Origin of the sequence: Arthrobacter sp. ok362 (assembly GCF_900102785.1) — a bacterium.
Taxonomy (GTDB): Bacteria; Actinomycetota; Actinomycetes; order Actinomycetales; family Micrococcaceae; genus Arthrobacter.
This window is the reverse complement of record NZ_FNGC01000004.1, coordinates 44,215-57,525: the sequence shown is the minus strand read 5'-3', so window position 1 is coordinate 57,525 and position 13,311 is coordinate 44,215. Positions and strand designations below refer to the sequence as shown.

The 13,311-nt window shown below is 66.8% G+C and carries 13 protein-coding genes; all 13 read right to left on the bottom strand.

The genetic code is table 11. The annotated features are described in order from the left end of the window. Positions 1-10 precede the first annotated feature (10 nt). Positions 11-805: a twin-arginine translocase subunit TatC gene (gene tatC / locus BLQ10_RS06560; protein ID WP_175558523.1), complete on the bottom strand. Its 795-nt coding sequence runs from the start codon at positions 803-805 to the stop codon at positions 11-13. 48 nt (positions 806-853) lie between these two features. Next, positions 854-1,123: a Sec-independent protein translocase subunit TatA gene (gene tatA / locus BLQ10_RS06555; RefSeq protein ID WP_091559847.1), complete on the bottom strand. Its 270-nt coding sequence runs from the start codon at positions 1,121-1,123 to the stop codon at positions 854-856. A gap of 36 nt (positions 1,124-1,159) precedes the next feature. Next, complete coding sequence (locus BLQ10_RS06550) at positions 1,160-1,561, bottom strand: hypothetical protein (protein ID WP_091559844.1); 402 nt, start codon at positions 1,559-1,561, stop codon at positions 1,160-1,162. Positions 1,562-1,566: 5 nt separating this feature from the next. Further along, the gene (locus tag BLQ10_RS06545) at positions 1,567-3,615 is read right to left on the bottom strand and encodes a helix-turn-helix transcriptional regulator (protein ID WP_091559841.1); all 2,049 of its coding nucleotides are present in this window, start codon (positions 3,613-3,615) and stop codon (positions 1,567-1,569) included. Between the two features lie 177 nt (positions 3,616-3,792). Next, positions 3,793-4,188 (bottom strand): FKBP-type peptidyl-prolyl cis-trans isomerase, encoded by a 396-nt coding sequence (locus BLQ10_RS06540; RefSeq protein ID WP_091559839.1) that lies wholly within the window; start codon positions 4,186-4,188, stop codon positions 3,793-3,795. A gap of 49 nt (positions 4,189-4,237) precedes the next feature. Then, positions 4,238-5,179 carry an FKBP-type peptidyl-prolyl cis-trans isomerase gene (locus BLQ10_RS06535; protein WP_091559836.1) on the bottom strand — a complete coding sequence of 314 codons (942 nt, stop codon included), beginning with the start codon at positions 5,177-5,179 and terminating at the stop codon, positions 4,238-4,240. A gap of 111 nt (positions 5,180-5,290) precedes the next feature. Further along, positions 5,291-6,655: a Pup--protein ligase gene (gene pafA / locus BLQ10_RS06530; protein ID WP_091559834.1), complete on the bottom strand. Its 1,365-nt coding sequence runs from the start codon at positions 6,653-6,655 to the stop codon at positions 5,291-5,293. Between the two features lies 1 nt (position 6,656). Beyond that, complete coding sequence (prcA, locus tag BLQ10_RS06525; RefSeq protein WP_091559831.1) at positions 6,657-7,364, bottom strand: proteasome subunit alpha; 708 nt, start codon at positions 7,362-7,364, stop codon at positions 6,657-6,659. A gap of 1 nt (position 7,365) precedes the next feature. Next, on the bottom strand, positions 7,366-8,208 hold the full coding sequence (gene prcB / locus BLQ10_RS06520) for a proteasome subunit beta (RefSeq protein ID WP_091559828.1): 843 nt from the start codon (positions 8,206-8,208) through the stop codon (positions 7,366-7,368). 86 nt (positions 8,209-8,294) lie between these two features. After that, positions 8,295-8,498, bottom strand: a complete 204-nt coding sequence (locus BLQ10_RS06515) for a ubiquitin-like protein Pup (protein WP_090581157.1) — start codon at positions 8,496-8,498, stop codon at positions 8,295-8,297. A 90-nt stretch (positions 8,499-8,588) separates the two neighbouring features. Then, entirely contained in the window at positions 8,589-10,199 is a 1,611-nt protein-coding gene (gene dop, locus BLQ10_RS06510; protein WP_091560414.1) for a depupylase/deamidase Dop, read from the bottom strand. Positions 10,200-10,258: 59 nt separating this feature from the next. Further along, positions 10,259-12,070: a proteasome ATPase gene (arc, locus tag BLQ10_RS06505; protein ID WP_091559825.1), complete on the bottom strand. Its 1,812-nt coding sequence runs from the start codon at positions 12,068-12,070 to the stop codon at positions 10,259-10,261. 84 nt (positions 12,071-12,154) lie between these two features. Beyond that, positions 12,155-13,246, bottom strand: coding sequence for a tRNA (adenine-N1)-methyltransferase (locus BLQ10_RS06500; RefSeq protein ID WP_091559822.1), 1,092 nt, complete (start codon positions 13,244-13,246; stop codon positions 12,155-12,157). Positions 13,247-13,311: the final 65 nt, after the last annotated feature.

Sequence of the window (13,311 nt, the reverse complement as noted above, 5' to 3'; positions counted from 1 at the left end):
GCGCGAAAGCCTAGAGGTTCTCCAGCTCGGAGCTGGGGGTGGCCTGGTCGGCCGTGGCTTCGGTCTCGGCCGCGCGCTTGACGGCGCGCCGCTCGCGCCGGCGGTCGTTGAGCAGGCAGAGCCCGATCGCGGCGAAGAACAGCGCCAGCATGGGACCGGCCAGGTAGAACATGCTCATGGCGTCGGCGCCAGGGGCGGCCATCGCGGCGAACAGGCAGACCAGGAACACCGTGATCCGCCAGCTCTTGAGGAGCTGCTGGCCCTTGATGAGACCGGCCAGGTTCAGCCCGAACAGGACCACCGGCAGGAGGAAGGCGATGCCGAAGGCGAGCAGCAGCCGCAGCACAAAGGACAGGTACACCTGGGCGCTGATGAAGTTGGAGCCGCCCGACGGCGTGAAATCGGTCAGGACCCGCACCGCGTTGGGCAGCACGAGCCAGGCCAGCAGGACGCCGCCGACGAACAGCGGCACGGCCGCTGCGACGAAGGACAGGGCCAGACGGCGTTCCTTCTTGTGCAGCCCGGGCACAATGAAGGCCCACAGCTGGTAGAGCCAGACGGGGCTGGCGATGATCAGGCCCAGGAACACGGACACCTGGATCATGAGGTCGAACGAGCTCGCGACGCCGTCAAAGTTCAGGGTCGCCTGTCGGCCTGTGTGCTCGTTCAGGTCGCGGATCGGCTTGATCAGGGCCGACAGCATCGGCTGGTAGACAAGGAAACCCACTACCGTCCCAAGGACGACGGCGATTGCCGCCTTGAAGAGCCGGTTGCGAAGTTCTTTCAGGTGGTCGAGGAGCGCCATCCTCCCCTCGGGGTTCGATCGACGGCTCATGGTTAGTGCCATGCGGTCTTAGGCGCGGGTCGACGGCGGAACGTCGGTTCCATCGCCCGTGCGGCTTTCCGGTGCACCGGCCTGCGGGTGGTTGATGACCCGGCCTTCGACCGGCTCGGAGCCATCCTTGGCGTCGGTGCTGCCGTCCTTCTTCATTTCCCGGACTTCCGACTTGAAAATGCGCATCGACTGGCCCAGGCTGCGGGCCATGCCCGGCAGCTTCGGCGCAGCGAAAAGCACCAATGCCAGAATGATGATGATGATGAGATGCCAGCCTTCAAGCCTCATGAGGGGGAGGTCCTTTCGTTTGAATACATCCTATGACTAACGCGATTCGATGTCGCGCAGGGCCTGGGGTTGCCCGCGGTCCTTCTTGCGCTGGATGCGGCGCAGCCGGCGGGCGTTCTGCCGGGCGAGCTTGGATGCGTGGTAATCATGTCGCATCCGGGCAGGCGAGCCAAAAACGGCGTCGCCGGGAACCGGCCGAGGGCCTGCGACAGTGACGTCCGGGGCGACAGTGCCGTCCGGGGCGCCGGTGTCGGCCATTGCGGACCCGGCCCCGGAGCCCGACGGCGACGGCATGTGGGAAAACCGTTCGGCGGCTTCACCCAATTCCTCGAGCGTGGTCATGGCTTGCCGGTATAGCCGCAGGCCGAGCACGCCGAAGAACAGCAGGGAAACCGCGACGAGCGCTATCCAAATCAGGATCCAGGACCACCAAGGCATGCAGATCAGTCTATCGGGCGATCGGACGAGGCTTCGTATTGCGTCAGGGCCGCGGCGAGCCATTCCCGCGACGCGTCCGCGAGAGCGTCTGGCTGCAGGATCCGCACCATTCCGCCGTGCTGGGCTACGAACATCGGCAGCCAGTCCGTGCTGCCGAACCGGATTTCGGCGAGCATGCCGCCGCCGGGCAGGTCCGCGGTCCGCTCGGCGTAGTAGTCGTCAGCGAGGCCGGTGCCACGCGGCGCAAGTTCCACCACCACCACGGTGTCGTCATCGTTCGGGGTGAACAGTTTCACCGGAAAGCTGTCCGCCGGTTTCGCCATCGCGGCCGCCGGCCGGCCGTTGGGCTCAAGGGCTTCGATCCTGTCCAGCCGGAAGTTGCGCAGGCCCTTGGCGGAGTGGCAGTACGCCTCGAGGTACCAAGTGTTGTCCAGCGAATAGAGCCGCAAGGGGTCCACGTCGCGTTCGGACACCGCGTCCCGCTGTGGCGAGAAGTACCTCAAGTGCAGCTGCGCCCCGGACCCGATGGCCGTACGGGCGGTTTCGAGGGTGGCCGAGTTGCCGGGGGCCACCCCGGGGCCTGAGAGTGCGGCGGCCTGCACCCCCTCCTCCCCCGCCGCGGCCATGAGTTTGAGCGTCACCGATTCGAGTGCGCCGCCTTCGGCGATCTCGGGGAGGCCGTTGAGGGTCTCCAAACCGGTCAGGAGGGCGCAGGCCTCGTCCACGGTGAACCGCACGGGGCGGGTCAGGTCCAGGGCCTGGGTGATGAAAACGTGGTCATCGTCCCACTGGATGTCCAGCAGATCGTCGGGGTAGCCTTCGGGCAGGCCCGAGCAGATCAGGATCCGCAGGTCGTCCTCGAGCGCCTTGCGGGTGATCCCAAACCTGGCGGCGACCTCGCTGATGTGCAGCCCCTGGTTGTGGACAAGGAAGGGGACGAGCTGCAGCATCCGCTTGAGCTGGTCCTCCGAGGTGCGTTTGCGGGTGCGGCCGGTGCGGCCGGCTTCGGGGAAGGCCGCGTCCGGAACGGGCCTGGCGGCGAAGGCTGCGGCGGCGGTGAGGCGCCGGCGGACGGCGCCGGCGAGTTCGGGAGGTGAAATCACGGTGACCCGGGGACCGTAGGAGGCCAGCTCCTCGCCCAGCGTTTCGGCATCGCGGAAGGGCACCGTGAGGCGGTCCGTCCCGGCCGCCGGCCGCCGTGTCCCGCGTTCCGGTGCCCCAGGTTCCAGAGCTCCGGGTTCCCGTGCTGAGTCCGGAACCGCCTGGGCGCGTTTGCGGAGCCCCAGGAGCCGTCCATGCTCGACGTCCACCACGGCGCTCTGTACCGGCAGCTCGGCCAGGCCCGCCAGTTCGGCGCGGACGTTGAACCCGGCGGGAGGCGTGAAGCTCTCCTTCTCCAGCACGGTCACGGCGGACGTCAGGCGGGACAGCCGGAAGAACCGTTTGTCCCCCCGGCCGCGGTCGTGGCCCACGAGGTACCACTGGCCGAAGCGGCTGCCCAGGCCCCAGGGCTCCACCAATCGTTCCTGCTCCTGGCCCGTGCTGCTGGCGAGGTAGCTGAACCTTACCGGGTGCTGGGCGTGCATCGCGGCCACCAGGTCTTCGAAGGCCTGGCCGGCGGGGCGGATGCGGGGCTGGACGCCGGTGGGGAGTTCGGCGTCGACGAGGCCGCCGGCGGCCTGCAGCTTGCGGACCGCGTCCACGGCAGCGGAGCCGAGGGCGGCGTGCTCCCAGAGCTGCGCTGCGAGGATGAGGACGGTGCACTCTTCGGGGGTGAGGCTGACGTCGGGCAGCCGGTTCGATTCCTTGCCGATCCGGTAGCGGGTGGTTGCGGGGTCGTCGGACCCCCAGCCCGTGTCCGTCACGGTTTCGACGTCGAAGCCAAACTGGAGCAACTCGCCTTTGTCGCGCTCGAACATGCGGCCGAAGGCGACGTCGCTGCTCTCGGTGTCGTGATAGACCTTTTCGCGCAACTCGCCGCGGCGCAGGCCGTACTTGGTGTTGAGCAGGGCGATGAGAAGGTTCAGGAGGCGTTCTGTACGTGAGGCGGACACCTCGCAAGGGTACTAAAGCCGATCCCGGAAAATGACGAAAGCGCGGCAACAGCCGGAAGAACTTTTCCGATTGTTACCGCGCTTCCACCCCAAGGGGGATGATTCAGGGTGCTGATCCAGGCGGCTGATTCAGCCGGTTGATTCAGCCGGCGTTACTGTCTGCGTGTGGGTGTTGTCCTAGCGGACGGCGACGAGGTCCACGACGAAGATCAGGGCCTCGTTGGGACCGATCGCCCCGCCGGCGCCACGGGAGCCGTAGGCAAGTTCGGACGGGATCTCGAGGCGGCGGCGGCCGCCGACCTTCATGCCCAGCAGGCCCTGGTCCCAGCCCTGGATGACCTGGCCGACGCCGACCCTGAAGTCCAGCGGCGCGCCGCGGCCCCAAGAGGCGTCGAACTCTTCACCGGTGGACCAGGCGACGCCCACGTAGTGGGTGGAAACAGTGTCGCCGGGCTTGGCCTCGGCGCCGTCCCCCTCGATCAGGTCGGTGATGACCAGTTCGGTGGGGACGTCTCCCTCGGGGAAGTCAATTTCCGGCTTTTCGCGGTCGAGGTCGCGCTGTCCAAATGACATGGTTACTCCTTTGAGGTGACGTGTGGTGACGTGGGGTGGATGCGGTGGATTATTTGACGCCGAGGATGTCGACGACGAAGACGAGGTCGCCCTTCGCGTCGCCTTGGCCCTGATCACCGTAGGCGAGGCCCTTCGGGACCACCAAAAGGACGCGGGAGCCGACCGTCTTGCCGGTCAGGCCCTGGGTCCAGCCCTTGATGACGCCGGTCAGCGGGAAGGTGGCCTTCTTGCCACTCTCAAAGCTGGAATCGAAGACCTTGCCGGTGGCGAGTGCCACACCGACGTAGTTGACCGTGATGGTGTCGGTCTCCTTGAGCGCCTGGCCCTTGCCGGTGATGAGGTTTTGGGAGATCAGCTTGGTCGGAGCCTTGACGCCGGCGACTGAGATCTGCGGGACGCCCTTGTCGTTTTCCTTGACGGTCGGCAGCCCGGTCGGCGGGGTGACGGCGTCGCCCTCAGGCTTGTCCAAGACCGGTGGTGCGTCCTTGGCGGCGAGCACCTTGACGATCAGGAGCTGCGTCGGCTTGGCCGCGGTACCCTCGGCCGCCGCCTGGCCGGGTACGGCCAGGGCGATGTGGGAGCCAATCTTGGCGCCAACGAACGCGTTGTAGATCACAGGGCTGCTGGTCTTGAGCTCGTCGTTCAGCTCCAGCGGCTCGGGACTGTTCGGGAAAGTGTCTTCGAGGGTGGAACCGTCCTTGCCGTTGAAGGCCACGATCGAAATGTCGGCGATCTGGTTGGCCTTGACCCGCTCGCCACTGCCCTCGGTGACCACCTTGACAGTGGGTTCCTTGACGTCGAGCGGCTTGGTGAACTCGACACCGGGGGCCTTCTTGTCGCCCTTCTCGGTCAATTTGACCGAGTCCAGCTTGGCGGTCTCACCCGCGGACTGGCTGGTGGGCTCCGGAGCGGGGGGCGCTTCGCCGCCGCCGCCGCCGCAGGCGGTCAGCAGCAGCAGTCCGGGAAGGAGAATTGCTAGTAGTCGGCGCACTTGGAAACTTTCGTCGGGGCAGGGTGGACTCTGTGCCGTTCGGTTTCCCGTGGCAAAGAAAGCGGAGACCGCAAGGCGGCCCTACCCCAGAATAACGTGCGAAGCTGGGTGTCAGCCCATCGAGTCCAGCAGCGCATCCACCCGGTCGTCCACGCTCCGGAACGGATCCTTGCACAGGATGGTCTGGTGGGCGCGGTCGTTCAGCTTCAGATGAACCCAGTCCACGGTGTAGTCGCGGCCAAGCTCCTGGGCACGCCGGACGAAGTCGCCGCGGAGTTTGGCACGCGTGGTCTGCGGCGGAGCGTCCACAGCATCCTTGACCGCGGTGTCGTCCACCACCCGGCGCACCGCACCCCGGGCTTGGAGCAGGTAGAACAGGCCGCGGCCGCGGGAAATGTCATGGTAGGTCAGGTCCAGCTGCGCAATCCTGGGCGCGTCAAGTCCCAGCCCGTGCCGTTCCCGGTAGTTGTCCATGAGCTTCTTCTTGATGGCCCAGTCCACTTCGGTATCGATCGTGCTCGTGTCGCCGCTTTCGATGGCGTCCAGGGTGCGCTCCCAGAGGTCCAGGATAAGCGGCACGTGTGCGTTGTGCGCGCCATGTTCGGCCACGAACGCGGTCACCTTGCCTAGGTACTCGCGCTGGATTTCCAGGGCCGTAAGCTGCCGGCCGTTGGCAAGCCGCACCAGTGCCCTGCCGCTGAGGTCGTGGGAGATTTCCCGGATGCTGCGGATCGGGTTTTCCATCCGCATGTCGCGCATGATCACCCCTGCCTCGATCATCCGCAGGATCAGGTCCACCGTGCCGATCTTGAGCAGGGCTGTCGTTTCGGACATGTTGGAGTCGCCCACGATCACGTGCAGGCGCCGGTAGAACTCGGCGTCGGCGTGCGGCTCGTCCCGGGTGTTGATGATGGGCCTGGAGCGGGTGGTGGCGGAGGAGACGCCCTCCCAGATGTGGTCGGCCCGCTGGGAGAAGGCGAAGGTGGCCCCGTGTGGGGTCTTGAGGATCTTGCCGGCGCCGGCGATCAACTGGCGCGTGACGAGGAACGGGATGAGGATCTCCGCGAGCCGGGAAAATTCCCCGCGGCGCGGGATGAGGTAGTTTTCGTGGCTGCCGTAGGAGTTCCCGGCCGAGTCCGTGTTGTTCTTGAACAGGTACACGGTCCCGTTGAATCCCTCTGCTGCCAGCCGTTCCTGGGCTTCGTCCACGAGGTCGCACAGAATCAGTTCCCCTGCGCGGTCATGTGCGATCAACTGGGCCAGGTCGTCGCACTCGGCCGTGGCGTATTCCGGGTGGGATCCGACGTCCAGGTAGAGGCGTGAGCCGTTGGTCAGGAAGACGTTGGAGGACCGGCCCCAGCTGACCACCTTGCGGAAGAGGTAGCGGGCCACTTCCTCAGGCGCCAGCGGCCGGGACTCCGGACTTGAATAGGAAATTCCGAATTCGGTTTCGATGCCGAATATGCGCTTGTCCATCTCACTTCTCCTCAGCCAGCAATGCCACGATGTCCGGATCCTCGAGCCGGCGGAACGCCCGACGGGTGCCGCGGCCGCTTTCAGATCCCCGGTCCAGTACCGCAACTTCCAGTGCGGATACCGGCAGGGTGGTGGTTTCCTTGTCTGCCACGAGTCCGGCGAGGGCCAGCCGGATAGCGCCCGCGAAGTCGAGTTCGCCCTGCCAGCCCGCCGCGACAGCTTCGGAAACCTTGTCCGCCTGACCACCCATCACGATAAAGCCGTGCTCATCGGCGATAGACCCGTCAAAGGTCAGCCGGTACAGATGGTCCGCTTCCTGGGTCGGGCCGACTTCGGCCACGGCCAGTTCCACCTCGAAGGGTTTCTGTTCGGCCGTAAACACAGCGCCGAGGCTCTGCGCGTACACGCTTGCGAGGCCGCGGGCCGTGACGTCCTCGCGGTCGTAGGAGTAGCCGCGGACATCGGCGTATCGCACCCCGGCTTGCCGCAGGCTCTCAAATTCGTTGTACTTTCCGACCGCCGCGAACGCGATTTTGTCGTAGATCTCGCCGATCTTGTGCAGCGACGGGGACGGGTTCTCCGCCACGAGTGCAATCCCATCCCGGCAACTGATGACGACCACCGAGCGTCCGCGGGCGATGCCCTTCCGTGCGAAATCCGCACGGTCCTTCATCAGCTGTTCGGGTGATACATAGAACTGCTGGGTCATCTCACGCCTCCCGCTGGGCGACGGCCCGGGATTCGATGACGCGGCCGGCCACGGCGGCGAGATCGCGGTCCGGGACCCGGAAGGCGCCTGATCGGTTCACGATATACACCACCGGCCATAGTTGCCGGACGGGGTCCGGGCCGCCCGTGGCGGAGTCGTCGTCGGCTGCGTCGTACAGTGCCTCGACGGCGACCGCCACGGTGTCCTCCTCCGAGAGGCCGGGCCGCCACAGTTTTTTCAGCGCGCCGCGGGCGAACATCGAGCCGGATCCCACGGCATGGTGCTCCTGCTCCTCGTAGCGTCCGCCCGTGACGTCGTAGGAGAAGAGGCGGCCGATGCCCGCGGGCCGGTCGAAGCCCGCGAACAAGGGGACGACGGCGAGGCCTTGCATGGCCATGGGCAGGTTGCCGCGCACCATGGCGCCGAGCCGGTTCGCCTTGCCGTCCAGGCTGAGGAGCGTGCCCTCGATTTTCTCGTAGTGTTCCAGTTCAACCTGGAACAGCCTGGTGATGTCCAGGGCGATTCCGGCGGTTCCGGCAATACCCAGCACGGAGTACTGGTCGGCGGGGAAGACCTTCTCGATGTGCCGGCTCGCGATCACGTTGCCCATGGTGGCGCGGCGGTCCCCGGCCATCAGCACTCCCCCGGCGTAGGTCATCGCCAGGATCGTGGTCCCGTGCGGGGCCTGGAGGGGCGCTGCCTGATGCGCGGCGTGGCCAGTGCCGGCCAACTGGTTGAAAGGCACTTGACCGAAGGGCATTAAGTCGGGCCGTTCGCGCTGCAGATGCTCGGTGAATGAGGACGTCGCGTTGGCTGCTACTCGGTTGGCTGTTGTTTCCTGCACTAACGCTCTCCCTCAACGTGGTGGATCAACGACACTTCCGGCCCTTAGCCCCTGCCGCCGCCCTCATGCTGCGGCCGGCGGCGCTCCTACTGGCCGCCCTTTTGGACGAATGCGCGGACGAACTCCTCGGCATTGGACTCCAGCACGCCGTCGATCTCGTCGAGGAGATCGTCGACGCCCTGGGTGGCTGCCGACGCCTGGGCGTCCCCTGGGGCCGGCGGCGCGGCGGGGACGTCCTCGTCAACCTCGGTGTCCCGCGACTGCGGCTGCTGCTGCTCCTGGCCTGCCATTGTTTTCTCCTTCATGTCCGTCCCTTTTCTCCTAAGGGACATCCTCTAGCAATAGTGCCACGCCGGGGGCGCCCGCGGGGGGCTTTATTCCTAGGAACTGGGGCTGAGTCCCAACAGTTCAGCCAGGAACGACCCGGCCTCCCGGTGCCGGGCAAACAGGCCGCCTGTGAGGGCTTCGGTGCCGCGCAGCGGCTCGCGGGTAGGGACCCGCTGGAGCCTGCCGCGGCCGGGGACATCGAAGATCACCGAGTCCCAGCTGGCCCCCGCGAGGTCTGCGCCGAACCGGCTGACGCAGCGTCCGCGGAAGTACGCCCGCGTGTCCGACGGCGGTTCGGTCACCGCGCGGGCGATAGCGGCGTCGTCCACGATTCGCTGCATCCGGTCGCGGGCCAGGAGCCGGTAGTAAAGCCCCTTTTCGGGGCGGATGTCAGCCCACTGCAGGTCCACGAGGCCCAGGCGCGCGTTGTCCCAGCCCAGGCCGTCACGCTGCCGGTAGCCCTCCAGCAGGGACAGCTTGCCGAGCCACTCCACCGAGGACGCGGCCGCCGCCCGGTCACTGCCGAGTTCGCTCAACGTGGCGGACCACCGTTCCAGGACCTCGTGGGTGTGGCCGTCACCGTCCACCGCGTCCGCGACTCCGGTGTCCTGCGCATGCTTCGACGCGGCCTCCAAATAGATCCACTGCAGGTCCAGGGCGGTGATCCGTCGGCCGTCGCCCAGGCGCAGCAGCGCGGTGAGCGAGGTGTCGTGGCTGACGGCCTGCAGCGCGGCGACGGGCTCGTGGACTTCAATCCGTGGCGCCAATCCGGCCTCGATCAGGCTCAGGACCATGGCGGTGGTGCCGAACTTAAGGAAATTGGACGCCTGGCTGAGGTTGGCGTCGCCGATGATGACGTGCAGCCTGCGGTATTTGTCCGCGGTGGCGTGGGGTTCGTCCCGGGTGTTGATGATGGGGCGGCGGATGGTGGTTTCGAGGCCCACTTCGGTTTCGAAGAAGTCAGCCCGCTGGCTGATCTGGTAGCCGGCCCGGGCGCTGTCCTGCCCGAGCCCCACTCGCCCGGCACCGCAAATGATCTGCCGGGTGACGAAAAACGGCGTGAGGCCGCGCACGATCTCGCCGAACGGCACCGAGCGGGGCATCAAGTAGTTCTCGTGCGAGCCGTAGGAGACCGACTTGTTGTCCGTGTTGTTCTTGTACAGGTTGATTGGGGGCAGGTCGGGATCGGCGGCGAGTCGCCGGACGGCGGCCAAAGCCACCAGGTCACCGGCGGCGTCCCAGGTGACGGCAGCCCGGGGGTTGGTCACTTCGGGGCTGGAATACTCCGGGTGGGCGTGGTCCACGTACAGCCGCGCGCCGTTGCCCAGCACCATGTTCATGAGCAGCGTGCCGGCCTCGTCCTCGCCGTCGGCCTCGAGTTCCTGCCGCCCGTAGGCGAGGGCGATCGCCTCGGCGTCGAGGACGGGAGGCTGGTCGGTGAGTTGTTCCGGGTCCGCGCTGCTGCGCTCCAAGGTCCAGCCGCGGGCATCGTGCAGCGGCTCCTCGTCGGTGTAGTCCCACCGCGTTTCGGCGCCGCCGGCGGCGCGCTGCCGGGTCACCTGGGCGTACGCCTGAATGACCCGGGCCGACATCATAGTGGCGTTGGCTCCGGGCGCCGAGGGCGCGTGGATGCCGTATTCGGTCTCCGAGCCCATCACCCTCATCGCCCCGCCGACCGGCAGGCCGCCGGAAGTGTCGGCGGGCTTGCCGGGGACAACAGCCGTCACAGGTACTGCCCTGTGCTGGGCATCGTCTCGATGGACTTCCCGGGCTCCTGGCCGGCCTTGCCCTGGACGATGGTGCGGATGTACGTGATGCGCTCGCCCTTCTTGCCCGAGATCCGTGCCCAGTCGTCCGGGTTGGTGGTGTTGGGCATGTCCTCGTGTTCACGGAACTCGTCCACGACCGCCCGGAGCAGGTGGTCGATCCGCAGGCCCTTCTGCCCGATGGTCAGCAGCTCCTTGATGGCATACTTCTTGGCCCGGTCCACGACGTTCTGCACCACGGCGCCGGAATTGAAGTCCTTGAAGTAGAGCATTTCGGTGTCGCCGTTGGCGTAGGTCACCTCGAGATATTCGTTGGACTTCTCGGTGGAGTACATCGCCTCGACGGTCCGCTGGACCATGGCGTCCACGGTCGCCTGCACGTCGCCGTTGTGCTCGGCGAGGTCGGTCTCGTGGAAGGGCAGGTCCGTGGTGATGTATTTGTTGAAGATGTCGGCCGCGGCCTCGGCGTCGGGACGCTGGATCTTGACCTTGACGTCCAGGCGGCCCGGGCGCAGGATCGCCGGATCGATCATGTCTTCCCGGTTGGAGGCGCCGATCACGATCACGTTGTCCAGCCGTTCGACGCCGTCGATCTCGCTAAGGAGCTGCGGGACGATGGTCGTTTCTACGTCCGAGGAAATGCCCGTGCCGCGGGTGCGGAACAGGGAATCCATCTCGTCGAAGAACACCACCACCGGGCTGCCCTCGGACGCCTTCTCCCGGGCGCGCGCGAAGATCAAGCGGATGTGCCGTTCGGTCTCGCCGACATACTTGTCGAGCAGCTCGGGTCCCTTGATGTTCAGGAAATAGCTCTTCATGTCCGTCTTGCCGGCGCGCTCGGCGGCCCGCGCGGCCAGCGAGTTGGCGACGGCTTTGGCGATCAGGGTCTTGCCACAGCCTGGCGGGCCGTACAGCAGGATGCCCTTGGGCGCCTTCAGCCCGTGCTCCCGGTACAGGTCCGGGTGCAGGAACGGCAGCTCGACGGCGTCGCGGATCTGCTCGATCTGCGGGCCCAGGCCGCCGATGTCCTGATAGGTGATGTCCGGAACTTCCTCGAGCACGAGGTTCTCCACCTCGGAGCGCGGGATTTTTTCCAGCGCGTAACCGGTGCGTGAATCGATCGACAGTGCGTCGCCGACCCGGAGCCGCTGGGCGAGCAGGGCACCGGAAAGCCGGATGACCCGCTCCTCGTCCGCGCGGCCGACTACCAGGGCGCGGTCCGGCCCCAGCATCTCCTTCAGCGTGACGAGGTCCCCGGCCCGCTCGTAGCCGAGTCCGGCAACTACCATCAGGGCCTCGTTAAGCAGGACTTCCTGCCCGACGGCCAGCTGGTTGATGTTGACCAGAGGGCTGATCCCCACGCGCATCTTGCGGCCGGCGTTGAAGATGTCCACGGATTCCTCCGTGGCTGCCTGTCCGCTGTTTCCGGCCGTCGGCTGCCGCTTCGGGTTGAGCTGAAGGATTGTGCCGAAGCTGTACGGCGGCTGTCCCTCCTGGTCGAGGGCGTTTTTCAGCCGCAGGATCTCGGCCTTGGCCGTTTCCAGCATGCTGACCAGCTTGGAGTTGTTCTGTGTGGCGGCGGCAAGCTGGCGGTCAATGTGGCGGAGCTTGTCCCGGAGGATGTTGACCTGCCGCTCTGCGACGGACAGCTCATTGGCGGCGTACCGTTCACCCTCGCCGGCTGCGGCCAGGGCCGCGTCCGTGCGCGCGGCAGCATCCGCTGCGTCCTTGGCCGGTGTGCGGCCCGGGTCAGTATTCGGAGTCTCCATCGTGCATCAGCCCCTTCCTGCTCTTCTGTTAAGACCATAGCCCTAAGAAGGCGGGTGCCGCTGGAGACATCCGAAATATGCTGCCTAGTTCGTTATCTCCGGTGCGTCAACGACGTTTGTTCCGGCGATTGCGTCCCGGGCGGCGCGGCGCAGCTTCTTGTCCGAGACCGCACGTTCGCCGACAGCGCCCGGGGTCCAGGCGTTGACGTCTTCTTCGTTAAAGTCGGTCTTGGAGGGGCGGCGCTTCACCGAAATTCCCGTGACGCCGTCGGCGAGACGGCGGGTTACCAGCAGGAAGCCCGTGTGGGCGACCATGCGGTGGTCCGGGCGGACCGCCAGGCCCTCGAGATGCCAGCCGCGGACCATGGATTCCCACGCGTCGGGTTCGGTGAAGCGTCCGTCAGCGCGGATGGCTTCGGCTGTGCGCGAAAGCTGCGTCACAGTCGCGACATAATTGATCCACACTCCGCCGGGTGCCAGGACCGTGGCGACGGCGTCGAGGCATTCCCACGGGGCGAGCATGTCCAGGACCACGCGGTCCACGGAGCCGGGTTCCTCGGTGCGCACCACTTCCTCTTGGAAGTCGCCGAGCGAGATCTTCCAGGCCGGGTGCGGGCCGCCGAAGATGGTCTCGACGTTGCCGCGGGCGATGTCCGCGAACTCCTGGCGCCGCTCAAAGGAGTGCAGGTATCCGTTGTCCCCCACGGCGCGCAGCAGGGAGATGGACAGGGCGCCCGAGCCGACGCCGGCTTCAACAACGCGCGCGCCGGGGAAGATGTCCGCCATGGTCACGATCTGGCCGGCGTCCTTGGGGTAGACCACGGCCGCGCCACGCGGCATCGAGAGCACGAAGTCCGAGAGTAGCGGGCGCAGGGTCTGGTACTGCTGTCCGACGTTGTTGACGACCACCGAGCCGTCAGGCTTGCCGATGATCTCGTCGTGGTTCAGGAATCCCCGGTGGGTGTGGAAGGCCCCGCCGACTTCGAGCGTGATCGTGTTCATGCGGCCGCGCTCGTCCGTGAGCTGGACCCGCTCGCCTTCGCGGAACGGTCCGCGGCGGCGCGCCGCGCCGGTCGCACCGTTCGGGGTGGTCGCGGCGGTGGTGCCTGCGGCCTGCGCTGCGGCGGTGTTAGTGCCTGCGGCGGCGCTGGTGTTGGCGGCAGTGTCGCTGCTCATGAAGATGTTCCTCGCTCCTGTAAAGCTGTGTGGCCGCGGACATGCCGGCGGGCACCGGTCCTTGC

Bases quoted from the DNA above. Each gene is read 5' to 3' on its own strand.
- tatC (WP_175558523.1), bottom strand. From the start codon at position 805: ATGGCGCTCCTCGACCACCTGAAAGAACTTCGCAACCGGCTCTTCAAG.
- prcA (WP_091559831.1), bottom strand. From the start codon at position 7,364: ATGACCCAGCAGTTCTATGTATCACCCGAACAGCTGATGAAGGACCGT.
- arc (WP_091559825.1), bottom strand. From the start codon at position 12,070: ATGGAGACTCCGAATACTGACCCGGGCCGCACACCGGCCAAGGACGCA.
- tatA (WP_091559847.1), bottom strand. From the start codon at position 1,123: ATGAGGCTTGAAGGCTGGCATCTCATCATCATCATCATTCTGGCATTG.
- BLQ10_RS06550 (WP_091559844.1), bottom strand. From the start codon at position 1,561: ATGCCTTGGTGGTCCTGGATCCTGATTTGGATAGCGCTCGTCGCGGTT.
- BLQ10_RS06500 (WP_091559822.1), bottom strand. From the start codon at position 13,246: ATGAGCAGCGACACTGCCGCCAACACCAGCGCCGCCGCAGGCACTAAC.
- BLQ10_RS06540 (WP_091559839.1), bottom strand. From the start codon at position 4,188: ATGTCATTTGGACAGCGCGACCTCGACCGCGAAAAGCCGGAAATTGAC.
- BLQ10_RS06515 (WP_090581157.1), bottom strand. From the start codon at position 8,498: ATGGCAGGCCAGGAGCAGCAGCAGCCGCAGTCGCGGGACACCGAGGTT.
- dop (WP_091560414.1), bottom strand. From the start codon at position 10,199: ATGAGGGTGATGGGCTCGGAGACCGAATACGGCATCCACGCGCCCTCG.
- pafA (WP_091559834.1), bottom strand. From the start codon at position 6,655: ATGGACAAGCGCATATTCGGCATCGAAACCGAATTCGGAATTTCCTAT.